Origin of the sequence: Allokutzneria sp. A3M-2-11 16 (assembly GCF_024213555.1) — a bacterium.
GTDB lineage: Bacteria > Actinomycetota > Actinomycetes > Mycobacteriales > Pseudonocardiaceae > Allokutzneria.
Genome location: NZ_JANAVO010000001.1, coordinates 2,943,085 through 2,969,830 on the forward strand (window position 1 = coordinate 2,943,085; position 26,746 = coordinate 2,969,830).

The window sequence follows — 26,746 nt, forward strand, 5'->3', positions numbered from 1 at the left end:
GCAAACCACAGCGAACCCTGGCCCGGGGCGCCGCGAGGTTGCTCGTCGTTTGAGACACCCTCAGCGGGGGTTGGGGGGACTTGAAGACGCCCCAACCCGCCCAGCGGTCAGGGCGTTTCGAGGCCCGCCGCGATGGCGACGGCGCGGTCCCACTCCGGGTCGGGCTGATATTCGTTGTGCCCCAACACTCCTGGCGCCCAACGCAGACCCGGGAAAGGCCCGCGCAGCGGATCGGGCAGCCAGTGGTCGTTGCCCAGCACGAGAGCCCCTGTCGGGCCGGTGGCGGCGGGGGAGAGCGGCCCCTCCGAACCGTCGTGCCGGAAGCCGACGCCGAGCATCCTGCCGTTGTAGACCTGCTGCGACCACGTGGTCACCGGCCCGCCGAGCGCGTCAGTACCGCGGCACAGCGCCCGCCAGCGCGGCCCCAGCATCCCGGCGAGCGTGGCCAGCGAGGAATGCGGCACCACGGCGGGAAACCCCCTCGGGTAGGCCCATTGCAGCTGCGAGCCCACCGTGACCAGGCCGATCCGCTCGCGGTCGTACTCCGGCAGCGAGTCGACCAGCCACGCCGCGGCGACCGCGGCCATCAGGCTGCCCTGGCTGTGCCCGACCAGCACGACCCTGGTGTTCGGCTCCTTCAGGTGCTCGCAGGCGCGCGCCACGATCTCCGGGACGACCTTCAGCTTGTAGCAGGGCGGCACCGTCGGGTGCGCCTCGCGCGGCCAGAACGAGGCGAGGTCGGCGAGGATGCCGAGCTTCCGCGCCCGGTCGGGGTGCTGAGAGGCTTGGTACACAACGAAGAGGAAGCCACCGGCGAGTCCGGCCAACGTGGCCACGCCCAGCCCGGACAACCCCAATGCCCAGTCCGGGACCGGGATGTTCAGTGCGCGGAAGAACCCGCCGAAGACCGCGCCCGCGGTGAGTAAACCGGCGGTGGCGATCAGCAGCCGGTGGTAGTTCCGCCGCTGCCAGGTGGCCTTCCGCCACTTGCGCGCGGCGCGCTTGGCGTCCTCCGGGCGGTCCTTGTGCAGCAACGCGACCTCGGGCGGGGTGTAGTTCCCGCGCTTCTCCGCGACCGAGCGCGACAGCAGCCACAGCGGGACCGCGACGGCCAGCACGACCAGCGCGATCGCGGCGAAGGTCCCCCACAGCAGGGTGATCCACTGGTAGCCCAGCGGCAGCGCGAGCTTGTCGTAGCCCAGCGAGCTGCGCACCGTGATCGCCATCCCGGCGCCGAACCCGCCGCCGAGCAGCCCGGCGAGCGCCAGCATCGGCGCCGCCATCCAGCCGCCCGCCCACGGACGCAGCTCACGGGCCTGCTTCGCCCACTCCGACCTGGCCATCAGCGCGGCCGGGGCCAGCACGATCGCGACGACCACCGCGACCAGCGCCAGCAGCGCGCCCAGCAGCTCAGCGGTCGGATCGGCGCCGACGAGCTTGCCCGCGGGCGGTTCGACCAGCACCGCGGTCGCGATCAGCAGGGCTCCGGCGGCGATCATCAGCAACCGGCGCGGTCCCGTGCCCAGCGCCCCGCGCAGCCAGCGGCCCGGCCCCTCCGGCTGCGTTCCGGTCGGGTCGTCGAGGAAGAACACGCCGACCATCGAGATGGCCAGCAACACCAGCGCTGCGGTCCACAGCGCGCTCACGCCCGCCGTCACCGGCCCCATCGGACCGCCGAGGACCAGCAACGACGCCACCGCCAGTGCGGCTGTCACGTGCAGCGCCCGCAGCGCGGGGGTGTCCGGGTCCGCCTCGACCCCGCCGCCGGGCAGCGTCGGCATCCGGCGGCCGGGCGCGTCACCCAGCTCGTGCTTGATCGACACCGTCCAGTCCACGGTGGACAGCCGGTGCATCGCGAAGACGATGAGCAGCACGGGGAGCAGGCCGATCAGCCCGCGCACCCCCGGGATCTCCCGCACCCACCTGGGCACGGTCGAGGTCAGGCACGCCGCGTCCGGCGCGAGGCACTGCGCGGCGATCAGATCGGCCGAGACGACAGTGAGTTGCCCCACAAGAAGCATGGTCAGCAGCAGCGCGGCCAGCCGCAGCAGCGCGCGCAGGAACGTGCCCAGCGCGTGCGCGACGCGCTTGCCCTCGGGGATCGGCGGCAGCATCCAGTGCGCCACGTTGGCCAGGGAGAACGGGAACAGCAGGGCCCAGCTGGCCTTGGCGAGGCCGCCCGAGGTCATCGCGGACCAGACGTAGCCCTCGATCACCCTCGGCACCGGCCGCCCGCCAGCGTGCAGCGACGGCGCGGGCGCGGGCCTGCGCATCCGGTCGGCGGGCCGGACGATCCGCCCGAGCTTGTCGCCTGCCACGGTCGCCGTCGCGACCGCGCCGGTCACCGATTCCGGTGTGGCACCCGCGATCCCCGGCACCCGAAGCTCGACGACGCGTGTGTCCGGTCCTGGGAGCAGCACGTGTCGTCTCCTTCCCCTCGCCGACCATGGTGACCGGACGGCGCTCGCTTCGGTTAGCCCTTGCCCGGGTCGTATCCCCTTCGTGCATCCTGCGACATCGGGAACGTGAATCCCGTTACCTGGGGCGCACGGCGTGGCTAACGGTAGGGTCTCGACTGAACATCCCACCTGGACGGAGCGATCATGACCGCCGAAAGGCTGCAGACCCGCAACGGCATCGACTTCGCCGTCGCCGACCTTTCGCAGGCCGAGTTCGGCCGCAAGGAGATCCGCCTCGCCGAGCACGAGATGCCCGGTCTGATGGCGCTCCGCCGGGAGTACTCCGAGGTGTACCCGCTGCGCGGGGCCCGGATCTCCGGTTCGCTGCACATGACCGTGCAGACCGCCGTGCTCATCGAGACCCTGGTCTCGCTCGGCGCCGAGGTCCGCTGGGCCTCCTGCAACATCTTCTCCACCCAGGACCACGCCGCGGCCGCCGTCGCGGTCGGCCCGCACGGCTCCGAGGACGAGCCCAAGGGCGTCCCGGTGTTCGCCTGGAAGGGCGAGACGCTGGAGGAGTACTGGTGGTGCACCGAGCAGATGCTGACCTGGCCGGACGGCAAGCTGCCCAACATGCTGCTCGACGACGGCGGTGACGCGACGCTGCTGGTGCACAAGGGCACCGAGTACGAGAAGGCTGGCGTCGTCCCGTCCGCCGAGGACGGCGACCCCGAGGAGTGGCAGGTCATCCTCGGCGTGCTCAAGGAGTCGCTGAACAAGTCCTCGGACAAGTGGACCAAGATCGGCAAGGAGATCCGCGGCGTCACCGAGGAGACCACCACCGGCGTGCTGCGGCTCTACCAGCTGGCCGCCGCGGGTGAGCTGCTGTTCCCGGCGATCAACGTCAACGACTCGGTCACCAAGTCCAAGTTCGACAACCGCTACGGCTGCCGCCACTCGCTGATCGACGGCATCAACCGCGCCACCGACGTCCTCATCGGCGGCAAGGTCGCGCTGGTCGCGGGCTACGGCGACGTGGGCAAGGGCTGCGCGGAGTCGCTGCGCGGCCAGGGCGCTCGCGTGATCATCGCCGAGATCGACCCGATCTGCGCGCTCCAGGCGCTGATGGACGGCTACCAGGTCGGCACCATCGACGAGCTGGTCGACCAGGCCGACATCATCGTCACCTCCACCGGCAACAAGGACGTGCTCTCCGTCGACCACATGGCGCGGATGAAGCACCAGGCGATCGTCGGCAACATCGGCCACTTCGACAACGAGATCGACATGGCCGGTCTCGCCCGCTACCCGGGCGTGCGCCGCAACAACATCAAGCCGCAGGTCGACGAGTGGGTCTTCCCCTCGGGCCGGACGATCATCGTGCTGTCCGAGGGCCGCCTGCTCAACCTGGGCAACGCCACCGGGCACCCGAGCTTCGTCATGTCGAACTCCTTCTCCAACCAGGTGATCGCGCAGATCGAGCTGTTCACCAAGGCCGAGGAGTACGACAAGGAGGTCTTCCGCCTCCCGAAGAAGCTGGACGAGAAGGTCGCGCGCATCCACGTGGAGGCGCTGGGCGGCGTGCTCACCAAGCTCACCAAGGAGCAGGCGGAGTACATCGACGTCGACGTCGAGGGCCCGTACAAGCCGGACCACTACCGCTACTGATCGACCGCGGTCGAACGGCGGCCCGTCTCCCACGCGGAGGCGGGCCGCCGCCGTTTCCGGGGACTGGATTTGTGTTGGTGGCAAAGGGAAAACGCTGAAAACCCACGTCGTAGCCTCAGTGCTCTTGCGGACCTCGCAAAGCTGTGAGCTGCGAAGTCCTTGATGGCGGTGTCAACCGACCGGTGTAGCGCGCGGGCCCGGATCAGCTCGGTTCGTGCCCGTTCGACGGTGACAGCTCGCCCGGGGAGAACTCCTCGAACGTGCCGTCGAGCCGCGCGTCGGCGCCGCACAGGCGGGCGAAGACCTCGTCCATCGACGCGATCTCGTGGATGCGCTCCGGGTGGCGGTAGGCCCACCACACCCGCGCCGTGCGCACATCGGTGAAGGCGGTGGAGCGCAGGTGCTCCATCTCCTCCTTGTCGATCTTGCGGCGGAGTTCGCCGATCGCCTCCGCCCGGCGCAGCCGCTCGTACTCCTCGGTGGCCTCGACGTGCGCCTGGCTCGCGCTGAGGGTGACCTCGCCGACCACCGCGACCAGCTCGTCGAACTCGTGCCGCAGGCCGAGCCGCCGGTTGGCCTCCGCCTGCACCGCCTCGACCTGGGTGACCAGCGCGCACCGCGCCACCACCGCGACCAGTTCGGCCGAGCCCGCGCGCACCACCTCCTCGGGGCGGGAGTGGCGCAGGTGCTGGCCGGGAAGGGACTCCCAGCGCAGCGTGAAGCTCGCGTCGAACCACGTTCCGGGGACGAAGCTGGGCAGCCTGGTCGCCAGGGTGGTCACGTTCGGCTGCGCGGGCGGGCGCATCGACTGCTGCGGGAACGGGTTCGGCTTGGCCGCGGGGACCGGCTTCGCGGGTGCCGTGGAGGTCGGCGCGGGCGCGGCGGGCTTGTCGGCGGTCACGGGTTTCGGGGCGGTCGCGGCCGCGCTCGCCAGCGCCACGGTCCTGGCCTGGATGAGGAAGTCCGAGCCGTACCGGCGGCGGGCGCGGAACAAGGCCCAGCGTTCGGACAGTCGCATCGTCGTGCTGCTCCGTAGGTCGGCGATGTGGGTCGGCGGTGGAGGCCCCGGCGCACCCCACTGTCCTGGAACTCGGCCATCGACAGTACCTCCGACCAGGCGTTTACCTGAGCACGGGGGCAAGGCGACTCCCTCGGCGCACCCCCGACAGGACGACGGCCGTTCGGCCGAACGCACCCCGTTGCCGCTGGTCGGAGCCGAGGAGGCGCTAGCGTGTGCGATATGGGTCGGTTGATCGTCATCGAGGGCCTGGACGGCTCGGGCAAGCGCACGCTCACCGACGCGCTGACCAAGGAACTGGCCGACCGCGGGCTGACCACCACGCGCTGGGCGTTCCCGCGCTACGGCGAGAGCGTGCACGCCGACCTGATCACCGACGCCATGCACAACCGCCTCGGCCCGCTCGTGGACACCGTCTACGGCATGGCCGTGCTCTACGCGCTGGACCGCCAGGGCGCGGCCGCGGGCATCCGCGCCGATCTGGAGAAGTTCGACATCGTGCTGGTCGACCGCTACCTCGCCTCCAACGCGGCGTACTGCGCGGCGCGGCTGCACGAGGACGCCCACGGCGCCATGGTGCGCTGGGTGCGCGACGTGGAGCTGGGCCGCTTCGACCTGCCCGTCCCGGACGCGCACCTGCTGCTGCGCGTCCCGGTCGAGATCGCCGCCGCCCGCACCGCTCACCGCGCGGACACCGAGGCCGGGCGCGAGCGCGACTCCTACGAGACCGACGGCGGTCTCCAAGCCCGTTGCGCCAAGGTCTACGAGCAGCTTGCCGAGCAGAACTGGGTCAGCCCGTGGCACGTCGTGGACGGCTCCAGCGCCGTCGACGCCGCGGCCCTCGCGGACGTCGTCCTCGGCTGAAATCCCGTGGGTCGTTCGACCCGCACCCCAGGTCACGGATCGATTCCAGGGCCGAACAAACCCGGATCGTGACGTTTCACCGGCAGAGGGACCTCACGAAGGGTCTCGAGTCGATCACTTCGCGATGCCGGATTCGCTGGTGGGACCCCGAATTCCGGGCAAGATCGCTAACGTCTGACGAGTCCCCGCCGGGCCCTCTCGGAGGCGGGTGGACCAGGCGCAACCGACCCGCGCCCCGGTCTCGGTTTGACAAAGTTGACTGGAGTTGGTCGCGAATCAGTAACGTCTAGAGGGATCACACCGCTGTACGGGGCGAACGGCAGCGGCGCCGTGGGGGCGAGGAGGCTGGCAATGGTCCAGATCGACAGGCAGCAGCACATGGGAGTCGGCACACCGGCGATGCCCGCGAACCAGAATGGTCACCGGGCGGTTCGAGGGCGTCCGGCGGGCAGTGCGAACATGTGGCCCATGAAGGCACGCGTACTGGTGGTGGACGACGACCCGGCGCTGGCGGAGATGCTCACGATCGTGCTCCGCGGCGAGGGCTTCGACACCGCGGTGGTGGGCGACGGCACCCGGGCACTCCCCGCGCTGCGGGAGCTCAAGCCGGACCTCGTCCTGCTCGACCTCATGCTCCCCGGGATGAACGGCATCGACGTCTGCAAGGCGATCCGGTCCGAGTCCGGGGTGCCCATCGTCATGCTCACGGCCAAGAGCGACACCGTCGACGTGGTGCTGGGCCTGGAGTCCGGCGCCGACGACTACGTCGTCAAGCCGTTCAAGCCGAAGGAGCTGGTCGCCCGCATCCGCGCCCGCCTGCGGCGCACCGAGTCCGAGCCCGCCGAGATGCTCGGCATCGGCGACCTGACCATCGACGTCCCCGGTCACGAGGTGACCAGGGACGGCGTGGCGATCCAGCTGACCCCGCTCGAGTTCGACCTGCTGGTCGCGCTCGCCCGCAAGCCCCGGCAGGTGTTCACCCGCGAGGTGCTGCTGGAGCAGGTGTGGGGTTACCGCCACGCGGCGGACACCCGGCTGGTCAACGTCCACGTGCAGCGGCTGCGGTCCAAGGTCGAGCGCGACCCGGAGCACCCCGAGGTGGTGCTGACGGTGCGCGGCGTCGGGTACAAGGCCGGTCCTCCGTGATCGATGCGCGTCGGGCCGTCCCTGGCGGACGGTGGGGATGAAGCCGGGCGCCCAGCACGCTCGCACGCTCGCGCACCGGGGCAGACGCCTCGGTGCCGACCTGCAGCGCCGCTGGGCGAGCCTCGGTGCCCTGTGGCGACGGTCGCTGCAGCTGCGCATCGTGGTCAGCACCCTGGCGCTGTCCTCGTCGGTGGTGTTCGTGCTGGGCATGGTGCTGCAGACGCAGATCACCACGAAGCTGATCTCGGAGAAGGACCGCGCGGCCTACATCCAGACCGAGATCAGCGTGAAGAAGGTCGAGCGCGAACTGCTCGGGGTCGATCCGGTCTCGGAGAACCTGCAGAGCAAGTTCGCCAGCGCACTCGCCATGCTGACCGCCGCGCCCGGGGCGAACGAGACCGAGACCGCGAACAACCACACCGAGGCCGGTGTGTTCACGCCCGTGCTCATCGACGGCAGGGCCGCCGATCCGGTCGCGACCACCTCCTCCAGCGTCGGCCCCTTCCACGAGGTGCCCGCCGAGCTGCGCAGGATGGTCGAGAGCGGTGACTGGGCGAGCCAGAACACCACGGTGACCCGGGAAGCGGGCCGGACCCCGATCTACGTCATCGGCGCCCCGGTGCGCACCGCGGGCCGCGCCGTGCAGCTCTACCTGGTCTTCCCGCTGACCGCGGAGCAGCGCACCGTCGACGTCGTGCAGAGCACGCTGTTCGTCGGCGGGCTGGTGCTGCTGTTGCTGCTCGCCGGGATCGCCAACCTGGTGACCAGGCAGGTGGTGCACCCGGTGCGGCAGGCCGCCGAGATCGCCGAGCGCTTCGCCGACGGCAGCCTGGAAGAACGCATGTCCGCGGTGGGCGAGGACGACGTGGCCAGGCTGGCCGAGTCGTTCAACGAGATGGCGGGCAGCATCCAGAACCAGATCCAGCAGCTGGAGGAGTTCGGCACCCTCCAGCGCCGGTTCACCTCCGACGTCTCGCACGAGCTGCGCACCCCGCTGACCACCGTGCGGATGGCCGCGGACGTGCTGCACGCCTCCCGCGAGCAGTTCCCCGCCGGGCTGGCCCGTTCCACCGAGCTGCTGGTCAACGAGCTCGACCGGTTCGAGGTGCTGCTCGCCGACCTGCTGGAGATCAGCAGGCTGGACGCGGGCGTCGCCGACCTGTCCGTGGAGAGCGTGGACGTGCGCTCCCTCGTCGACCGATCGATGTCCGCCGTCCGGGTGATCGCGCTCAACGCCGGGGTCGAGGTCCAGCTGCACAGGCCCGACACCGAGGTGGTCGCGGACATCGACTTCCGCCGCGTGGAGCGGATTCTGCGCAACCTGCTGGCCAACGCGGTGGACCACAGCGAGGGGCGTCCGATCGAGGTTCGGGTGGCCGAGGACTCCGAGGCCGTCGCGGTGTCCGTGCGGGACCACGGCGTCGGCCTGCGGCCCGGCCAGGAGGACCTGGTCTTCACCCGGTTCTGGCGCGCCGACCCCTCCCGCAACCGGCAGACCGGCGGCACCGGGCTCGGGCTGGCGATCAGCCTGGAGGACGCGCGGCTGCACGGCGGCTGGCTGGACGCGTGGGGCGAGGTCGGCCTCGGCGCGTGCTTCCGGCTGACGCTGCCGAAGCGACCCGGTATCGAGCTGACCGGCAGCCCGCTGCCGTTGAACCCCACCGGCAACGCCCCGTTACCGCCGCAGGCGAAGGCCTTGCCACCGCTCGCGCAGGAGCAGGAGCGGCAGACCGTCGGAGCGGGAGCGCAGCGCCAGGAGGAGGAGCTGTGAGCGGGTCCCGGGCTCGTGTGGCCGCACTCCGCCTGGCCCTGGCCTGCCTGCTGCTGGTCACCGGCTGCGCCTCCATCCCCGAGTCCGGCGCGCCCAAGAAGCTGCGCCCCGGCGGGGGCTTCGGGCAGGGGACCGAGGCGGTCCAGCCCGATCGCGGGCTCACCCCGCTCGGCCTGGTCCGCAACTTCGTCAAGGCGTCGGCGAACTCCGAACAGCTGCACGCCGACGCCCGGCTCTACCTCACCCAGCAGGCGAGCCGGTCCTGGGACGACCGCAGCCTGCACCGGGTGATCGCCGACGACTTCGACACCATCCCGCGCCCGGTGCTCGGTCCGAACGGCGAGCCGAAGCCGAACGAGCAGATCGTCGTGCTGCGCGGCACCCAGTTCGGCCGGGTGGACTTCGACGCCTCGTTCGTGCCCGAGACCAAGGCCATCGAGACGGAGCTGCGGGTCGAGAAGCAGGCCGACGGCGACTGGCGGATCGCCGACCCGCCGCAGGGCGTGGTGGTCACGTTCAGCACCTTCAAGGAGAACTACAAGCAGGTCCGGGTCTACTTCTCCGATCCGAACCACCGCACGGTCGTCCCCGACCTGCGGTACGTGCCGATGCGCCCGGCGCGCGCGGTGCCGGACAAGGTCCTCGACGCGCTGCTGCTCGGACCGTCCGCCGCCCTGCGCGGCTCGGTCACCAGCGTGATCCCGCAGAACACCGCCCTCGCCAGCAACGTCAGCGAGAGCGCGGACGGCGCGCTCCAGGTGAACCTCGGCAAGCTCGGCGACAAGACCACGCCGGACCGGCGGGTGATCGCCGCCCAGGTGGTGCTGTCCCTGCGCGGCGTCACCAACAGCCGGATCAAGCTCTACGCCGACGGTCAGCCGCTGGTGCCGGACAAGCTCGAATGGCGGCCCGCCGACGTCGCGACCTTTGAGGCGCACCTCGGCCCCAGCCCGGAGCTGGCGGGCATGTTCGTCTCCGGCGGGAAGCTGCGCTCACTCAAGGACGAGTCGCTCGTCGGGGCCGCCTCCGACCTCAACGTGGTCTCCGCCGGGCAGTCCAAGCAGGGCGATCTGCTCGCCGTCGTCGCCCGCCAGGGCAGCGGCGTCCAGCTGCGGGTCGGCCCGACCAACGGCCCTCTGCGCGAGGTGCCGCTGCGGCAGTCGGGGCGGCTCACCCGGCCGACCTGGATGCCAGACGCGCCGGAGATGTGGACGGTGCTGGACCAGAGCACCGTGGTCCGCGTCGTCGACACCACCGGCCGCGGCACGTGGAGCTCCACCAGGGTCAACGCCGACGAGCTGACCCGCTTCGGGCCGATCACGGAGCTTCGGCTGTCCAGGGACGGGCTGCGGGTGGCCGCGATCGCCGGTGGCCGCGTCGTCGTCGGCACGGTGGCCGAACAGGGCGGTGAACGCAGCGTCCGCGCCGCGCAGGTGCTGGGCTTCAACCGGCTGGCCAACCCGGTGGCGGTGGAGTGGCCGCTGCCGGACGCGGTGATCGTCGCGACCACCAACGCCGCCACGCCGGTCGCCAAGATCGGCGTGGACGGGCTGGTGGTGGAGTCTTACCTCAGCACCAACCTGACGCCACCGGTGCACGCGATCGCCGCCGCCCCGAGCCGCCCGGTGGTGGTCTCCGACGGCGGCGGGCTGTGGAAGGTCACCGAGTCCACCGAGGTCTGGCAGCCGCTGCCGTTCAACCCCGGCCCCAACGCGGTGCCGTTCTACCCGGGCTGAGCCCGGCCCTCAGAACACCACCCGGGTGGCCTAGTCAGGTCCGGCGGATCGGTGCCGATACGGAGGAGGAACCCCACCCCCCCTCGTTTCCCCCGCGCGGGTAGCGCCTCGCACCGGACGCGTGAAACGAACTCCACCCACGGTATCGGTCTCCCTCGACGCCCCGGAGTCCCGGCGGCACGGTGGGGACGTGGTCCTCGCACTGCTCGACCTGCTCATGCCCGCCCACTGCGTCTGCGGCGCACCGGGCGGGGCACTGTGCCGCCCGTGCCGCGCCGAGTTCTCCCGGCCGCGCCGGGTGTACCGCTCCGCCCTCGCGGCGGGGCCACCGGTCCACGCCCTCGGCGGTCACGCCGGGGTCACCCGAGAGGCCGTGCTGGCCGCCAAACTGGGCGGCCGGCGCGACCTCGCCCGGCCACTCGGGTCCTGTCTCGCCGCCGCGCTGCCCCGGTTGCTCGCACCGGTGCTCCGGCCGCAGCCCCCCTCCGCCACCCCAGCGCTCTGGTTGGTCCCCGTGCCCTCGCTCGCCGCCACCGCCCGCCGCCGAGGTGGGCAGCACATGCGCCACATCGCCCGGCACTGCGCGCTCGCGCTCCGCGCGGGCGGTCGCCCCGCCGTGCTCTCGCCCGCGCTCCGGCTGGCCAGGGGCGCGGGGGACGCCGTCGGCCTGACCGCGGCCGAGCGCGCGGCGAACCTCGACGGCCGCGTGCTGACCCGGCGCGACGCGCTGCCACCGCCCGCTGCTCCGGTCGTGTTGCTCGACGACGTCGTGACCACCGGGGCGACCCTGTCCGCGTGCTCCGCCGCGCTCGCCGGGGCGGGTGCCCGGCCCGCGCTCGCGCTGGTGCTGACCGAGGCCGGACGCCATGGCCCAACCTGAGATTTCCCTGGGATTTCGGGCTCCGAGGAACCTTGCGGAGTGCGAGCCTCGTTGGCTGGGTATGAGGTATCGGGTGATCCCGAACGGGCTACCGACCGCGTTGACCACAGCGTGTGTTCGGCTGCTGCGAAAGGGTGAAGACGCACCCCGATGGCCCGAGCTACCTGCGATCTTGGGCGCGGGGGTCGCCAGGGGCTCGACCTCTGTTTGGTTGCGGAAAGTAACTGCACTCGGCGCATTGACATCCCCCGTCCTGGGGGGTGTTGTGACCGAACAAGCCGGGATAGCGTGCTCGGCTATCAGCAACTCCGGGCTTTGTTTGGAGGCGAATTCCCACGACTGAAGGCGCCGGAGGCAGGCTGAGACCCCCTCCGCTGGAGCGCCACAGCGATACCTTTGCTGATACACCGCGCATGACGCGATGGGAGGTCCGTGTATGGACATCGTCGTTAAGGGCCGCAACGTCGAGGTGCCCGATCACTATCGAGTGCACGTCGCCGAGAAGCTGGCCCGGTTGGAGCGCTACGACCGCAAGGTCGTCCGCTTCGATGTCGAGCTTTTTCACGAGCCTAACCGCAGGCAGATGAAGAACTGTCAGCGGGTCGAGATCACCGGCAAGGGGCGGGGCCCCGTCATCCGCGCGGAAGCGTGCGCCGGTGACTTCTACGCGGCGCTCGACGTCGCGGTCAACAAGCTGGAAGCCAGGCTCCGCAGGGTGCACGACCGCCGTCGGGTGCACCGCGGGAGGCACGCACCGACGTCCGTCGCCCAGGCCACCGCAGCCAGCGCCGCTCAGCTGCTCAACGACTACGACACCTCGTCCATGCAGGCCCAGCGCGGCCGCACCGCCGTACTGGAGACCACCGCCTACGCAGCAGAACCCCACGTCGCCGAGGTTCCCGAACAGCGGTGGGACGACGGACTCGAGGAGAAGCTCCCGGGCCGGGTCGTGCGGGAGAAGGAACACCCCGCCAAGCCCATGACGGTCGACCAGGCACTCTACGAAATGGAGCTCGTCGGACACGACTTCTACCTGTTCCACTGCGCCGACTCCGGACGACCGACGGTCGTGTACCGGCGCAAGGGCTTCGACTACGGAGTCATCAGGCTCGCCTAGTTCGGACTGGGTGAATGGCCGGCGGCCCCCGTGCGACCCAAGCGCACGGGGGCCGCCGGCCGTATTTCGCCCGTTTTCCACGAGCTGGGGTCATCTCTTCGCGGTGCCGGGGCGCGCGCCTCTACGATGGGTGGCTGAAGGCGTCCGTGTCGGGCGCAACCGATCAGGTAGTGAGGTCGACCCCGCATGGTCCTGTCGCGACTGCTCCGCACCGGCGAGAACAAGATCGTCAAGCGTCTGCGCGCCATCGCGACGCACGTCAACTCCCTCGAGGACGACTACGTCGATCTCTCGGACGGCGAACTGCGCGCCAAGACAGAGGAGTTCCGCAAGCGCTACGCGGACGGTGAAGACCTCGACGACCTGCTGCCGGAGGCGTTCGCGGTGGTTCGCGAGGCCGCCAAGCGCGTGCTCGGCCAGCGCCACTACGACGTCCAGATCATGGGTGGCGCCGCGCTGCACCTCGGCCAGATCGCGGAGATGAAGACCGGTGAGGGCAAGACCCTGACCTGTGTGCTGCCGTGCTACCTCAACGCGCTCCCCGGCGACGGCGTGCACGTGGTCACCGTCAACGACTACCTGGTCAAGCGCGACGCCGACGAGATGGGCCAGATCCACCGCTTCCTCGGCCTGGAGGTGGGCGTGATCCTCTCGGCGATGAGCCCGGAGGAGCGGCGCGTCGCCTACAACGCCGACATCACCTACGGCACGAACAACGAGATGGGCTTCGACTACCTGCGCGACAACATGGCGTGGAGCCTTGACGAGTGCGTGCAGCGCGGCCACAACTTCGCCGTGGTCGACGAGGTGGACTCGATCCTCATCGACGAGGCCCGCACCCCGCTGATCATCTCCGGGCCCGCGGACCAGTCCTCCCGGTGGTACCAGGAGTTCGCGCGGCTGTCGCCGATGCTGAAGAAGGACGTCCACTACGAGGTCGACGAGCGCAAGCGCACCGTCGGCGTCACCGAGGAGGGCGTCGCGCTGGTCGAGGACCAGCTCGGCATCGAGAACCTCTACGAGGCCGCCAACACCCCGCTCGTCGGCTACCTGAACAACGCCATCAAGGCCAAGGAGTTGTTCAAGAAGGACAAGGACTACATCGTCCGCCAGGGCGAGGTCATGATCGTCGACGAGTTCACCGGCCGCGTGCTCGCCGGGCGCCGCTACAACGAGGGCATGCACCAGGCGATCGAGGCCAAGGAAGGCGTCGAGATCAAGGCGGAGAACCAGACGCTCGCCACGATCACGCTGCAGAACTACTTCCGGCTCTACAAGCGCCTGTCCGGGATGACCGGTACCGCCGAGACCGAGGCCGCCGAGCTGCACCAGATCTACAAGCTGGGCGTGGTGCCGATCCCGACCAACCGGCCGATGATCCGCAAGGACCACGCCGACCTGATCTACAAGTCGGAGGAGGCCAAGTTCGAGGCCGTCGCCGACGACATCGCGGAGCGGCACCAGAACGGCCAGCCGGTGCTGATCGGCACCACCAGCGTCGAGCGCTCCGAGTACCTGTCGAAGCTGCTGGTCAAGCGCGGCATCCCGCACGAGGTGCTCAACGCGAAGCACCACGAGCGCGAGGCGCACATCATCGCGATGGCCGGCCGCAAGGGCGGGGTCACCGTGGCCACCAACATGGCGGGCCGCGGTACCGACATCAAGCTCGGCGGCAACCCGGACTTCCTGGCCGAGGAGGAGATGCGCAAGCGCGAGTCCGAGCTGGGCAGGCGCGAGGCGCAGCTGCGCAAGAGCTTCAGCCAGGGGCAGCCGCGCGGCGTCACCGACGCCTCCGCCGAGTGGGAGACCGCGCGCACGCGGCTGCACGCCGAGTTCTACGAAGAGGTGCTCACCGAGGTCAAGGCCGCGATCAAGGCCGAGGCCGACGAGGTCCGCGATGCCGGTGGCCTGTACGTGCTGGGCACCGAGCGGCACGAGTCCCGCCGCATCGACAACCAGCTGCGCGGCCGGTCCGGCCGTCAGGGCGACCCGGGCGAGTCGCGGTTCTACCTCTCCCTCGGTGACGAGCTGATGCGCCGGTTCAACGCCGCCATGGTCGAGGCCGTGATGACCCGCCTGCGGGTGCCGGACGACGTGCCGATCGAGCACAAGATGGTCACCCGCGCGATCCGCAGCGCCCAGACCCAGGTCGAGCAGCAGAACTTCGAGATCCGCAAGAACGTCCTCAAGTACGACGAGGTGATGAACCTCCAGCGCAAGGTGATCTACGCCGAGCGCCGCCGGGTGCTGGAGGGCGAGGACCTGCGCGAGCAGGTCGAGCACATGATCCGCGACGTGGTCACCGCCTACGTGCAGGGCGCGACCTCGGACGGCTACGCCGAGGACTGGGACCTCGAGCAGCTCTGGACCGCGCTCAAGACGCTCTACCCGGTCGGGCTGAACTGGCGGACCGTGGTCGAGGAGACCGACGACCTCACCCCGGAGCGCCTGCTGGAGCTGCTGCTCGACGACGGCCAGGCCGCCTACGGCAAGCGCGAGGCGGAGATCGACGGCCTCGCCGGTGAGGGCGCCATGCGCGAGCTGGAGCGCCGGGTCGTGCTGTCGGTGCTGGACCGCAAGTGGCGCGAGCACCTCTACGAGATGGACTACCTCAAGGAGGGCATCGGCCTGCGCGCGATGGCCCAGCGCGATCCGCTGATCGAGTACCAGCGCGAGGGCTTCGACATGTTCAACGCCATGCTCGACGCGCTCAAGGAGGAGTCGGTCGGCTTCCTGTTCAACCTCCAGGTGGAGGTGCCGGACCAGCCGGAGCAGCCCGCTCCGACCCCGGACATGGAGGCCACCACGATCATCCCGCGCATCGAGGAGGACATCCCGCCCGCGCTGCGCGGCAAGGGCCTCGACGGTCACTCGCCGCAGAACCTGATGTTCTCCGGTCCCTCGGAGGACGGTGGCGTCGCCAGCCGCGGCAACGCGAACGACGCTGACGGCGACGGTGCCACCCGCCGCGAGCGCCGCGCCGCCGAGCGCGCCGCGAAGAAGGAGAAGAAGCGCCCCCGCCGCTGACCCTCCTCCTCCCGCGCTGACTCCTCCGTCCGCGCACAACTCCCCAACGCCCGCCCTCCCACTCCGGAGGGCGGGCGTCGTTGTTCCCGTTTCGTACTCATAGCAGGAAAGAGAGCGCTCCCAAATCCCGTTATGAGTACGAAACGGGCTAAACACCGCTGGGTCAGAGGATGGCGAAAGAGGTGCAGAGCCAGCCGCGGGGTGTGGTTTCGATGCGTGCGGTGACGGCGCGGACGCGGGGGCCGAGGGTGATGGTGCCGCTGGCCTCGATCACTCCGGCCGCCGGTTCGCAGACGTGGACGGTGCGCAGCCGGTGCGGGTGACCCGGCCGGGCGCGGCGGAGCTGGGCGGCCAGGCGGCGGTGCACCGCCTCGGTCAGCTTGGTGTGCAACAGCTGCCGGAGCGGGCGTTGGCCGTTCAGCGCCTCCAGGACCGTCGCGATGAGGTGCCCCGCCGCCGCGTGCAGCCGCAGCTGCCGCGCGCGAAAAGGCCCGGGGTCCGAACGGCGGTCCTGCGCCAGGTCGAGCTCCAGCGTCAGCTGGTCGATCGGCCACGTCGGCGGGTCGGGCGGCTCCTCCGGCTCCGGTTCGGACAGGTACGCGGGCAATCGCAGAACGACAACCATGTCTTCCCCCCAAGTTCTGTGTCCCCACAGGAACAGAGGGCCGAGCCGGCGAATCCGGTCAGTTCTCGCCGTATCGGGTGACGGTGACCTAGGGTCCGGGAATGCAGCTGGCTGGTCTTGTCGTGGATTACGGCGGTGTGCTCACCGACTGGGGCCCGGAGCCCGGAGACGAACCGCCGCTGCTCGATGTCCTTCGCCAGGCCCGAAAACACGGCCTGCGCACCGCGCTGCTGTCCAATGCGGACGGACCAGGGCCCGCGCCGGACAGCGCGTTCGGGATGCTGTTCGACGTGATGGTGCTCTCGGGCGAGGTCGGCGTGGCCAAGCCGGACGAGCGGATCTACCAGCTGGTCGCGGACAAACTCGGCCTGGCGACCGCGGACTGCGTGTTCGTCGACGACCTCGCGGGCAACGTGCGCGGGGCCGTCGCGGCGGGAATGGTCGGCGTGCACCACACCTCGGTCTCGGCGACGATCACCGAGCTCGAAGCGCTGTTCGAGACGAAGCTCGCTTAGGCAGGGGCCTTCGCGACGATCGCGGTGCCCGCGACGATCCAGCGCGGCTCGTCGGGCGTGCCGTCGCCGACGTGGATCTCCAGCAGGTACTTCTCGGTGGCCACGTACATGTCGCCACCGGGTGCTCCGAGCGCGGCGGGGACGGTGACCGCGCCGAGGCCGATGTCGGTCAGCAGCTTGCTGCCCGGGGTGTTCTTGTTGGCCCGCTGCACGAGTTCGCTGGGGTGCTGGCCGGTGGTGCCGTAGACGTTGATCCAGTTCTTCGGCAGCCCGGAAGCCTCGGTCGGGTAGAAGCAGCTGCGCTTCTGGCCCTCGGGGCCCATGTCCAGCTGGGTGTTGCGCCCCGGGGAGACCGGCTGGCCGACGAGCGCGGTGAACTCCGCCGCGGTGAGCAGGCACTCGTCCTCGACGACACCGGTGATCAACGGCGCGCCGGAGGTGGTGGTCGGAGTCGGATCGAGCTCCACACCGCTGGTAGTCGGCCTTGTTAAGGGCACAGGCGGCACCGTGGACTCGGGCTGCGGCGGCGGGGCGCCGTCTGCGTTCTTCGTGCACCCGGTCAGCAGGAGTGCGGCCACCGCGAGAGCGGCGGTGATCCGGCCACGGCGGTCTGCTCGCACGGAACCCAAGTTAGTGCACGGGCGGCTCAGCGGCCTCTGCGCACCAACTCGAAGCACAGGACCGCGGCGGCGCTGGCCACGTTGAGGGATTCCACGCCGCCCGCCATGGGAATGGACACCCAGCTCGTGACGTGCTCGCGGACCTCGGGGGAGACGCCGTCGGTCTCACCGCCGAGCACGAACGCCGCGCGGCCCGGGATCTTCGCGTCGAACAGCGTCGTGCGGCTCGTCCCGTCCATCCCGATCACGGTGTAGCCCGCGGAGCGCAGGTCGTGCGCTGCCTCGCCCGCGGTGGCGCAGCGCAGCATCGGCGCGTGGAAGGCCACGCCCGCGGACGCCTTCACCACGAGCGGGTCGATGCTCGCGACCCCGCGCCGCGGCACGACGATCCCGCCGATCCCGGCCGCTGTCGCGGTGCGCAGGATCATCCCGACGTTGGCGGGCGTGGTGATCCCGTCCAACACGAGCACCGAGTTCGGCAGCTTGCGCCCGGACAACGCGGCGTCGAGCGTGCGCATCTTCGGCGCCACCACGTCGGCGAGCACGCCCTGGTCGTGTCGGCCGTTCCCGGCGAGCACCTTGACCCGGTGCGGGGTCGCGCGCTGCACCTGCACCCCACGGCGCCGGGCCGCGTCCAGGATCTCGTGCGCCGCAGCTCCCCGCGCGTTCTCGGCGAGGATCACCTTGTCCACGGCGAGCTGATCGTCGGCGAGCGCCTCCAGCACCGGCTTGCGGCCGTAGACGGTGACGAATCGGTCCTTCGGCGACACCTGCTCCACGTGGTCAGCATCCCATGCCGCATAAGTGACTCGTTCCCCGCGACGGCTCGTAGCGGGCTCGCGCTGTGTCAGGATCGAACGCATGCCCGATCGCCTCTCCGCACTCGATGCCTCGTTCCTCTACCTGGAGGACCCGATGACGCCGATGCACATGGGGGGCGTGTCGATCTTCCGGAAGCCGCGGAGCGGGTTCGACTACGACCGCCTGCTCGGGCTGATCGAGGAGCGGCTGCCGCTGGTGCCCCGGTACCGGCAGAAGGTGATGCAGGTCCCGGCGAAACTCGCCCGCCCCGTGTGGGTGGACGACCCGGACTTCGACCTGACCTACCACGTGCGCCGCTCCGCACTGCCCAAGCCAGGCAGCGAGGAACAGCTCAACGAGCTCGTGGCGCGGCTGATGTCGCGGCAGCTGGACCACACGCGCCCGTTGTGGGAGGCATACCTCGTAGAGGGGCTCGCGCGGGGCCGGGTCGCCGTGGTCACCAAGACGCACAACGCGATGGTCGACGGCATCGCGGCACCGGACATCACCCAGGTCATCCTGGACGTCACCGCGACACCTAGAAGGGCCAAAGAAGAGCTCTGGATGCCCCATCCGCAGCCCAGTGGGGCTCAGCTGGTGTTGGAGGCCGTGGCGGAGGTCGTGCAGCGCCCAGGCGAACTCCTGGAGAACGTGCACGCCGCCGCCTTAGACGCGGCCGCGACGGTTCGCAAGGTCACCGATGCCGTAGGCGGTCTCGCGTCCGCGGTGACCACCGCGGCGCGCCCCGCGCCCTCAGGTCCGCTGAACGTGCGGATCTCCACGCAGCGCCGTTATGCGGTCGCGCGCACGCGGCTTGAGGAGTACCGCGCGGTTCGCCGCAAGCACGGCGGCACGGTCAACGACGGCGTGCTCACCGTCATTTCCGGGGCACTGCGCAACTGGCTGCTCTCCAGAGGCGAGGCGGTCACGTCTTCCACCACCATCCGCGCGATGGTGCCGGTGTCGGTGCTCGGCACGAACGGCAACGGGGAACGGCCGGTCGGCAACAGCGTGTCCTCGTACCTGGTCGACCTGCCCGTGGGAGAGCCGAACCCCGTAGTGCGCCTGCACCACGTCAGTCACGCCATGCGCGCGCACTCGGAATCCGGTCAGTCCGTGGCTGCTGAGGCGCTCGTCCGGCTCTCCGGTTTCGCGCCGCCCACACTGCACGCACTCGGCGCACGGGCTGCCAGCTCGTTCTCCAAGCGCATCTTCAACCTCGTCGTGACCAACGTTCCGGGGCCGCAGGTGCCGTTGTACGCGGCAGGGGCCAAAATGATGGAAATGTTCCCGGTGGTCCCGTTGGCCATGAACCAGGCGTTGTCGATCGGTGTCACCTCTTACGACGGCGGCGTATATTTCGGGCTCAACGCCGATCGCGATGCGATGTCAGACGCAGACGTGCTCGCCGGAATGGTCGAAGAGTCCTTGGAAGAACTGGTGGGAGCGGTGTCGGTGTGAGGGTCTACATCCCGGTCACGGTGCCGATGTTGCAGCGTTTCGTTAAGGACAGCGAGTTCCAGCCGCTCGGTGGTACGGCGTTCGCGCTGACCCCGATGCTGCGGGAGTCCTACGCCACGGGCGACACCGAAGAGCTTGAGTACGCGGCCATGACGGAGGCCGCGCGCGCCTCGTTGCGGCTCATCGCCGCCGAGCAGGCCGACGACCCGGGCGCCCCGGTGCGCCGCGCGGTCGTCTCGGCCGACGTCGACGACGTGAAGCTGCGTCCGGACCTGGACGACGCGGTGGTGAAGCTGTCCGGGCCGGTGCCGATGAGCGCAGTCGCCGCGGTGCACGTGGACCTGCCCGACGCGGAGGACGCCGTGCGCGCCGCGGCCGCGGTGATCGACGCGGCGGACCTCGGCGACGCGGACGCGGAGTTCACCCTCGGCGACGCGGAGGACCACGAGCTGGCTTGGTACGCCGTGCAGGAGCTCCCGTTTCTCTTGGAGCTGATGTAACCAGCGTCCAGTGACAGGATGGGCCGGGTAAGTCGATCCGAGAGGGAGGCGAACCCGACCCATGGACGCCGTCACGTCCGTTCCGCGCCCGGTGAACGAGCCGATCCGTTCCTACGCGCCCGGAACCGCCGAGCGCGAGTCGTTGCAGCGCAGGATCTCCGAGCTCGAAGGCGAACAGCACGAGCTGACCATGACCATCGGCGGCAAGCAGCGCATGGCCGGCGGTGACCGGGTGAACGTGGTGCAGCCGCACGACCACGCGCACGTGCTGGGGGTGACCGCGCAGGCCACCACCGCCGACGTCGCGGACGCGGTCACCGCGGCGAAGCAGGCCGCTCCCGGCTGGCGCGAGCTGCCCTTCGACCAGCGCGCCGCGGTCCTGTTGCGCGCGGCCGACCTGCTCGCCGGGCCGTGGCGGGACACGATCAACGCGGCGACGATGCTGGGGCAGTCCAAATCGGCGCAGCAGGCCGAGATCGACTCCGCCTGCGAGCTGATCGACTTCCTCCGCTTCAACGTGTCCTTCGCCCGCCAGCTCCTGGCCGAGCAGCCGATCTCCAGCCCCGGCGTGTGGAACCGCTTCGACCACCGGCCGCTTGACGGCTTCGTCGTGGCGATCACGCCGTTCAACTTCACCGCCATCGCGGGCAACCTGCCGCTGGCGCCCGCGCTCATGGGCAACACGGTGGTGTGGAAGCCCTCGCCGACCCAGCAGCTCGCCGCGCACCTGACCATGCGGCTGCTGGAGGCGTCGGGCCTGCCACCGGGCGTGATCAACATGGTGACCGGCGACGGCGCCGCGGTGAGCGAGGTCGCGCTCACCGATCCCGGCTTCGCGGGCCTGCACTTCACCGGCTCCACCGCGACCTTCAAGAAGCTCTGGCGCACCATGGCCGACAACCTGGACGTCTACCGGTCCTACCCGCGCATCGTCGGCGAGACCGGCGGCAAGGACTTCGTGGTCGCGCATCCCTCCGCCGATCCGGCGGCGGTCGCGGTGGGCCTCGTGCGCGGCGCGTTCGAGTACCAGGGCCAGAAGTGCTCGGCCGCTTCGCGTGCGTACTTGCCGCGTTCCTTGTGGGACAACGGTCTTCGCGAGCAGTTGGCCGATCTGACCGGCTCCGTGACCTACGGCGACGTCACCGACTTCTCGTTCTTCGGCGGCGCGGTGATCGACTCGCGGGCGTTCGCGAAGAACAAGGGCGCCCAGCTCATGGCGAGCACGTCCTCGTCGATCGAGGTGCTCGCCGGTGGCACCGCGGACGACTCCGTCGGCTACTTCGTGCAGCCCACCGTGTTGGTCGGCAGCGACCCGACGCACGAGGTGTTCACGACGGAGTTCTTCGGGCCGATTCTCGCCGTGCACGTCTACGAAGACGCGGACTACGAGAAGGTCTTGGAGATCGTCGACACCACAACGCCTTATGCGTTGACTGGCGCGGTTTTCGCGACTGATCGCGTGGCTGTGGAACAGGCGCAGAAGGCGCTGCGCTTCTCTGCGGGCAACTTCTACGTCAACGACAAGCCGACCGGTGCTGTTGTGGGCCAGCAGCCCTTCGGTGGCAGCCGCGCGTCGGGCACCAACGACAAGGCGGGCTCGGTGTTCAACCTGTTGCGCTGGACCAGTCCGCGCTCGGTGAAGGAGACGCTGGTCCCGCCGTTGGACCACACCTATCCGCACATGGGCTGAGCCAGGTTCGCCGGTCTTCAAGTACCCCGAACCCCCTTCCCAGCGATCCGTAACTGCCACAAACCCCCGTCGGTGACGGGGGTTTGTGGCAGTTTGAGACGCTTTGAACGGGGGTTGGGGGTACTTGAAGACGCCCCAACCACTGTGCGGGGCAGGCTTGCGGATAGGGGGCTAGCGCGGCGGCTGCGGGATCTCGATGGGCGGGGCGATCTCGCTCTCGGCGGGCGCCTTGATGTCGACCGGCTCGCCCCAGTTGGTGTACTTCACGGAGATGGCGTTCGCGCTGTCGTCGCCCGGCATCCGCTGGCTGAAGTCGATCTGCTTCGGCAGGTCCTGGGCGTCGATCCAGAAGTCGTAGCTCATCGTGGTGATGCCCGCTTTGATCAGCATGTCGAAGCCGAGCTTCTGCAGCGGGTCGGCGGCCCGCTCGGCCAGCTTCTTCAGGTCGACGTCGATCTTGTGCTTGGTCGCGGGCGCGCCGTCCAGGGTGCCGGGCGTTGAGGCGGCGAGCGTGCCTGCGTCGCCGAACTTCCTGATGGCGATCTGCGGGTCTGCGGAGTCGCGCATCTGCTGGACCAGGCTGCCCATCAGCTTCGACATGACGTCGGTGCCCTTGGGGTCGATCTTCAGCCAGTTCTTGCCGGGCGGCACGGAGCCGTCCTTGGGCGCCTCGATGTACATGGCCCCGCCCACCAGCAGCATCTTGCTGTCCTGCGGCGGCTTGCCGTCCTCACCGGGGACCTTGGAGGTCATCGACAGCGCCACGTCGTTGCCGTCGAAGCGGATCGCGCCGTTGCCGCCGACGTTGGACGCCTTGGGGCCGCTGCCGGTGACGGTGACCTTCGCGGACTTCTTGGCCTTCATGGCCACCGCGGCCTTCTCCATCAGGGGCGCCAGCGCGCCCTTCGCGGCGTTGCCGCCCTCGTTCTCCGGGCCGCGGGTGGTGCCCTGAGTGGGCTCCGGCATGGGCTCGCCGGGCTGTGTGGTGGTGCACGCGGTCAGCGCACCGACGAGCGCGAGGCCGCTGATCACGGTGATGGTGGTGCGACGCACGGTGCTACTCCCTTGGAGCGAGTGGTGGGGTGCCGTTACGACGGCCCCTGGTGGTGTCCGGTTCCGTCCTGGTCGGACGCGAGGTCCTCGACGCCCGCCCGGGACCCGAGCAACCGGCGAAGGGACTCCAGCCGACCGGATGGTGCCACACCGTCGGCGACGACCTGGTCCAAAGCGCAGTCCGGGTCCTCCGGATCGCCCCTGTGGCCGCAGTTGACCTGGCACTCCTCGGCCGCGGCGGCGAACTCGGGGAAGGCGAGCACCAGGTCGTCCGGGGTGATGTGGGCCAGGCCGAACGAGCGCACGCCCGGGGTGTCGACCACCCAGCCGTCGCCGCCGGGCAACGGCAGCGCCAGCGCGGTGGTGGACACGTGCCGTCCCTTGCCGACGCCGGACACCGCGCCGGTGCGCCGGTTGGCGTCCGGCACCAGCTTGTTGACCAAGGTCGACTTGCCGACGCCGGAGTGCCCGATGAACGCCGAGACGCGGCCGGTGATCCGCTCGCGCAGCTCGACGGGCTCCTCGTCGTGCCGCGTCACCACGACCGGCAGGTCGAGGTCCGCGTAGGCGGCCAGCAGTTCCTTGGGATCGGCGAGGTCGGCCTTTGTCAGGCACAGCAACGGTTCCAGGTGACCCGCGTAGGCCGCGACGAGGCAGCGGTCGATGAAACCGGTGCGCGGTTCGGGATCGGCGAGCGCGGTGACGATCACCAGCTGGTCTGCGTTGGCCACCACGAGCCGCTCGAACGGGTCGGTGTCGTCGGCGGTGCGGCGCAGCACGCTCTTGCGCTCGGTCACCCGCACGATCCTGGCCAGGGTGTCGGTCTTGCCGGAGGTGTCGCCGACGAGGTCCACCCAGTCGCCGACCACCACGGGGGTGCGGCCCATCTCGCGGGCGCGCATCGCGGTCACCTCGCGCTCGGGGTCCCCGCCGAGCGCACAGGTCCAGCGGCCCCGGTCCACGGTGAGCACCATGGCCGCCTCGGCGTCCTCGTGGCCGGGCCGCAGCTTGCTGCGCGGGCGGGTGCCCTTGCCCGGCCGGACCCGGACGTCGGACTCGTCCAGGTTCTTCCAGCCCCGCCGACTCACGACGCCTCCACGGCTGCCCCGTCCAGCATTGTCCGCCACATGGCGGGGAAGTCCGGCATGGTCTTGGCGGTGGTGCCGATGTCGTCGACCTCGACGCCCTCGACGCGCAGCCCGATGATCGCGCCCGCGGTGGCCATGCGGTGGTCGGCGTAGGCGCCCCAGACGCCGCCGTGCAGCGGACGCGGGCGGATGACGAGCCCGTCCTCGGTCTCCTCCGCGTCCCCGCCGAGCCGGTTGATCTCCGCGGTCAGCGCGGCGAGCCGGTCGGTCTCGTGGCCGCGGATGTGCGCGATGCCCCGCAGCCGCGTCGGCCCCTCGGCGAGCGCGGCGATGGCGGCGATGGTGGGGCTCAGCTCGGAAGCGTGCCGCAGGTCCATGTCGATCCCGGTGAGCACGTCGGCGCCGCGGACGGTCAGCCCGCGCTCGTCGAGCACGACCTCGCAGCCCATGAGCGTGAGGATCTCCCGGATCGCGTCGCCGGGCTGCGTGGTGCGCGCGGGCCAGCCGGGCACGGTGACCTGGCCGCCGGTGACTGCGGCCGCCGCGAGGAACGGCGTCGCGTTGGACAGATCCGGCTCGATGTCCCAGTCCCGCGCGGTGATCACGCCGGGCCGCACCCGCCAGGTGTTCGGCTCGTCGTCATCGACCTCGACGCCGTGCGCGCGCAGCATCTCGATGGTCATCTCGATGTGCGGCAAGGACGGAACGGGCTCGCCGTCGTGCACGACGGTCAGGCCGTTGTCGTAGCGCGCGCCGGAGAGCAGGAGACCGGAGACGAACTGCGACGAATGCGAAGCGTCGATCACCACCTGGCCGCCGGTGAGGTGCCCGGTGCCGTGCAGCGTGAACGGCAACGCGTCACCGTCGACGTCCGCGCCGAGCGCCCGCAGCGCTTCGAGGATCGTGCCCATCGGGCGTTCCCGCGCGCGTGGATCTCCGTCGAACCGCACGGCGCCCTTGGCCAGCGCGGCGGCGGGCGGGACGAAGCGCATGACCGTGCCCGCGAGCCCGCAGTCGAGCTCGGCGGGACCGGTCAGCGGCGCCGGTGTGACCAGCCACGACCCATCCGGCCCGTCCTCGATGCCGACGCCGAGCGCGCGCAGCGTGCCGACCATCAGCTCGCTGTCCCGGCTGCGCAGGGGCGCGCGGAGCACCGACGGACCGTCCGCTAGCGCCGCCAGCACCAGCGCGCGGTTGGTGATCGACTTTGAGCCGGGCAGCGGGACTTCCGCGTGCACGGGGGAGTCGGTGCGGGGGGCCAGCCAGTGCGAGGTCATGTGTCGATGATCCCCCAACCTGCCGCGCGGCCCTCGCCCGGACCGGGCTGACATGCCACGATGGATCACGTGTGCGGCAGATTCGCCACCACCCGGGACCCGGACTCGCTTGCCGCCGAGTTCGACGCGGTGGATGGCACCGAAGGTCTGGTGGGCGGCGCGGACTACAACGTGGCCCCGACCAAGCACGTCCCGGCCGTCGTGGCGCGGCATCCGCGCGACGCCGAGGGCGAGCCCGATCCGGACTCCCTGGTCCGCAGCATCAGGATGATGCGCTGGGGCCTGGTGCCGATGTGGTCCAAGGACCCCTCGGTCGGCTCACGCATGATCAACGCACGGGTGGAGTCGGCCGCGGAGAAACCCGCGTTCCGCACGGCCTTCGCCCGCCGCCGCTGCCTGATCCCGGCCGACGGTTGGTACGAGTGGCAGGGCGACGGCGACCGCAAGCAGCCCTTCTACGTGACCCCGGAGGACGGTTCCGGGCTGGCGCTCGCGGGCATCTGGGAGACGTGGCGCTCCCCGAAGTCGGCGGCCGACGAGTTCCCGATGGTGACCTTCGCGGTGCTGACCACGGACTCCTTCGGGCAGCTCGCCGACGTGCACCACCGGATGCCGATCATGCTGCCGCGGCACGCGTGGGCGGACTGGCTGAACCCGGATTCGCCCGATCCCACGGCGCTGGTCGCGGAGCCCGACCCGAAGCTGCACGCGGGACTGGAACTGCGCCCGGTGACGACGAAGGTCAACAGCGTCCGCAACAACGGTCCGGAACTGCTCACCCGGTTCGTCCCGGAGGAACCGGCCGAACAAGCACTCTTCGAGCTGCCATGACGACACTGGAGATCGACACCCCGTACGGCCCGGCACGGGCCGAGCTGCACTGCGCACCCGAGGCCCGCGCCGCGTTGCTGCTCGGGCACGGCGCCGGTGGTGGCATCAGCGCCCCCGACCTGGTCGCGGTGACCCGCGCGGCCACCGCGGCGGGTTTGGACGTCGCGCTGGTCGAGCAGCCCTACCGCGTCGCGGGCCGCCGCGCGCCCGCTCCCGCCAAGCAGTTGGACGCCGCGTGGTTGGCGGTGGCTGAGCACCTGGGCTCGTCGTGGTGCGAGGACCTCCCGCTGGTCTTCGGAGGCCGGTCCTCCGGAGCGCGCGTCGCCTGCCGCACGGCAGCGGAGGGCCAAGCGGTCGCCGTGCTGTGCCTGGCGTTCCCCGTGCACCCGCCCGGCAAGCCGGAGAAGTCGCGGATGGCGGAGCTGTCCGAGGTCGAAGCCCCCGTGCTCGTCGTCCAGGGCGAGCGCGACCCGTTCGGCATGCCGCCCGCCGCGCACCACCGCGAGGTCGTGGTGGTCCCCGGCGACCACTCCCTCAAGGCCGACGTGGCCCTCGTCGGCCGCACGGCAGGCGAATGGCTCGCCCGAGTCCTCCGCCCCCTCGACTAGTTCTCCCGTTTCGTACTCTTGCCGGGAAAGAGAGCGCTCCCAATTCCCGTT

The 26,746-nt window shown here is 70.5% G+C and carries 21 protein-coding genes and 1 pseudogene; 14 read left to right on the forward strand and 8 right to left on the reverse strand.

Features of this window, described 5'->3' with window-relative positions:
- Positions 1 to 107: 107 nt before the first annotated feature.
- Positions 108 to 2,420, reverse strand: a complete 2,313-nt coding sequence (locus NLX83_RS14740) for a lipase family protein (RefSeq protein ID WP_254235400.1) — start codon at positions 2,418 to 2,420, stop codon at positions 108 to 110.
- Positions 2,421 to 2,603: 183 nt separating this feature from the next.
- Between NLX83_RS14740 and ahcY the strand changes: the two genes are divergently transcribed.
- On the forward strand, positions 2,604 to 4,067 hold the full coding sequence (gene ahcY, locus NLX83_RS14745; protein ID WP_254235401.1) for an adenosylhomocysteinase: 1,464 nt from the start codon (positions 2,604 to 2,606) through the stop codon (positions 4,065 to 4,067).
- Between the two features lie 202 nt (positions 4,068 to 4,269).
- Here the strand turns inward: ahcY and NLX83_RS14750 are convergent, their stop codons facing one another.
- Positions 4,270 to 5,085: a hypothetical protein gene (locus tag NLX83_RS14750; protein WP_254235402.1), complete on the reverse strand. Its 816-nt coding sequence runs from the start codon at positions 5,083 to 5,085 to the stop codon at positions 4,270 to 4,272.
- A gap of 222 nt (positions 5,086 to 5,307) precedes the next feature.
- On the opposite strand from NLX83_RS14750, the gene NLX83_RS14755 reads away from it, so the two are divergent.
- The 7 genes and pseudogenes from NLX83_RS14755 to secA form a co-directional block, all read left to right on the forward strand.
- Positions 5,308 to 5,949: a dTMP kinase gene (locus tag NLX83_RS14755; protein WP_254235403.1), complete on the forward strand. Its 642-nt coding sequence runs from the start codon at positions 5,308 to 5,310 to the stop codon at positions 5,947 to 5,949.
- A gap of 468 nt (positions 5,950 to 6,417) precedes the next feature.
- On the forward strand, positions 6,418 to 7,095 hold the full coding sequence (gene mtrA, locus NLX83_RS14760) for an MtrAB system response regulator MtrA (RefSeq protein WP_030426801.1): 678 nt from the start codon (positions 6,418 to 6,420) through the stop codon (positions 7,093 to 7,095).
- A 37-nt stretch (positions 7,096 to 7,132) separates the two neighbouring features.
- A complete protein-coding gene (mtrB, locus tag NLX83_RS14765; protein ID WP_254235404.1) occupies positions 7,133 to 8,866 on the forward strand; it encodes an MtrAB system histidine kinase MtrB in 1,734 nt (577 codons plus the stop codon).
- Positions 8,863 to 10,602 carry an LpqB family beta-propeller domain-containing protein gene (locus NLX83_RS14770; protein WP_254235405.1) on the forward strand — a complete coding sequence of 580 codons (1,740 nt, stop codon included), beginning with the start codon at positions 8,863 to 8,865 and terminating at the stop codon, positions 10,600 to 10,602. Before mtrB ends, NLX83_RS14770 begins: the two co-directional genes overlap by 4 nt.
- Before the next feature lie 190 nt (positions 10,603 to 10,792).
- Positions 10,793 to 11,482 carry a ComF family protein gene (locus NLX83_RS14775; protein WP_254235406.1) on the forward strand — a complete coding sequence of 230 codons (690 nt, stop codon included), beginning with the start codon at positions 10,793 to 10,795 and terminating at the stop codon, positions 11,480 to 11,482.
- A 436-nt stretch (positions 11,483 to 11,918) separates the two neighbouring features.
- A complete protein-coding gene (gene hpf, locus NLX83_RS14780; protein ID WP_254235407.1) occupies positions 11,919 to 12,599 on the forward strand; it encodes a ribosome hibernation-promoting factor, HPF/YfiA family in 681 nt (226 codons plus the stop codon).
- Positions 12,600 to 12,785: 186 nt separating this feature from the next.
- Positions 12,786 to 15,353: pseudogene (gene secA, locus NLX83_RS14785) on the forward strand (preprotein translocase subunit SecA); the annotation flags it as partial.
- 436 nt (positions 15,354 to 15,789) lie between these two features.
- Here secA and NLX83_RS14790 read toward each other — a convergent pair.
- Entirely contained in the window at positions 15,790 to 16,251 is a 462-nt protein-coding gene (locus tag NLX83_RS14790) for an Rv3235 family protein (protein WP_254235409.1), read from the reverse strand.
- 101 nt (positions 16,252 to 16,352) lie between these two features.
- Between NLX83_RS14790 and NLX83_RS14795 the strand changes: the two genes are divergently transcribed.
- Positions 16,353 to 16,766: an HAD-IA family hydrolase gene (locus tag NLX83_RS14795; protein WP_254235410.1), complete on the forward strand. Its 414-nt coding sequence runs from the start codon at positions 16,353 to 16,355 to the stop codon at positions 16,764 to 16,766.
- Here NLX83_RS14795 and NLX83_RS14800 read toward each other — a convergent pair.
- Positions 16,763 to 17,386 (reverse strand): hypothetical protein, encoded by a 624-nt coding sequence (locus NLX83_RS14800; protein WP_254235411.1) that lies wholly within the window; start codon positions 17,384 to 17,386, stop codon positions 16,763 to 16,765. The two genes, NLX83_RS14795 and NLX83_RS14800, sit on opposite strands and share 4 nt — an antisense overlap.
- Before the next feature lie 26 nt (positions 17,387 to 17,412).
- On the reverse strand, positions 17,413 to 18,165 hold the full coding sequence (locus NLX83_RS14805; RefSeq protein ID WP_254235412.1) for a TrmH family RNA methyltransferase: 753 nt from the start codon (positions 18,163 to 18,165) through the stop codon (positions 17,413 to 17,415).
- An 82-nt stretch (positions 18,166 to 18,247) separates the two neighbouring features.
- Between NLX83_RS14805 and NLX83_RS14810 the strand changes: the two genes are divergently transcribed.
- The 3 genes from NLX83_RS14810 (at position 18,248) to pruA (ending at position 21,838) form a co-directional block, all read left to right on the forward strand.
- Entirely contained in the window at positions 18,248 to 19,648 is a 1,401-nt protein-coding gene (locus tag NLX83_RS14810) for a WS/DGAT/MGAT family O-acyltransferase (RefSeq protein ID WP_254235413.1), read from the forward strand.
- Positions 19,645 to 20,148, forward strand: a complete 504-nt coding sequence (locus tag NLX83_RS14815; RefSeq protein ID WP_254235414.1) for a DUF6912 family protein — start codon at positions 19,645 to 19,647, stop codon at positions 20,146 to 20,148. The genes NLX83_RS14810 and NLX83_RS14815 overlap by 4 nt, the downstream gene beginning before the upstream one ends.
- A gap of 61 nt (positions 20,149 to 20,209) precedes the next feature.
- The gene (gene pruA, locus NLX83_RS14820) at positions 20,210 to 21,838 is read left to right on the forward strand and encodes an L-glutamate gamma-semialdehyde dehydrogenase (protein ID WP_254235415.1); all 1,629 of its coding nucleotides are present in this window, start codon (positions 20,210 to 20,212) and stop codon (positions 21,836 to 21,838) included.
- A 171-nt stretch (positions 21,839 to 22,009) separates the two neighbouring features.
- Here pruA and NLX83_RS14825 read toward each other — a convergent pair whose 3' ends face one another.
- From NLX83_RS14825 to aroA, 3 genes are read right to left on the reverse strand one after another with little or no spacing between them, the layout of a single operon-like run.
- The gene (locus NLX83_RS14825; RefSeq protein ID WP_254235416.1) at positions 22,010 to 22,891 is read right to left on the reverse strand and encodes a hypothetical protein; all 882 of its coding nucleotides are present in this window, start codon (positions 22,889 to 22,891) and stop codon (positions 22,010 to 22,012) included.
- A gap of 35 nt (positions 22,892 to 22,926) precedes the next feature.
- A complete protein-coding gene (rsgA, locus tag NLX83_RS14830; RefSeq protein WP_254235417.1) occupies positions 22,927 to 23,979 on the reverse strand; it encodes a ribosome small subunit-dependent GTPase A in 1,053 nt (350 codons plus the stop codon).
- Positions 23,976 to 25,256 carry a 3-phosphoshikimate 1-carboxyvinyltransferase gene (gene aroA, locus NLX83_RS14835; protein ID WP_254235418.1) on the reverse strand — a complete coding sequence of 427 codons (1,281 nt, stop codon included), beginning with the start codon at positions 25,254 to 25,256 and terminating at the stop codon, positions 23,976 to 23,978. Before aroA ends, rsgA begins: the two co-directional genes overlap by 4 nt.
- 69 nt (positions 25,257 to 25,325) lie before the next feature.
- Here aroA and NLX83_RS14840 point away from each other — a divergent pair, with 69 nt between their 5' ends.
- Complete coding sequence (locus tag NLX83_RS14840; RefSeq protein ID WP_254235419.1) at positions 25,326 to 26,087, forward strand: SOS response-associated peptidase; 762 nt, start codon at positions 25,326 to 25,328, stop codon at positions 26,085 to 26,087.
- Positions 26,084 to 26,695 (forward strand): alpha/beta hydrolase family protein, encoded by a 612-nt coding sequence (locus NLX83_RS14845; protein ID WP_254235420.1) that lies wholly within the window; start codon positions 26,084 to 26,086, stop codon positions 26,693 to 26,695. The genes NLX83_RS14840 and NLX83_RS14845 overlap by 4 nt, the downstream gene beginning before the upstream one ends.
- Positions 26,696 to 26,746 lie beyond the last annotated feature (51 nt).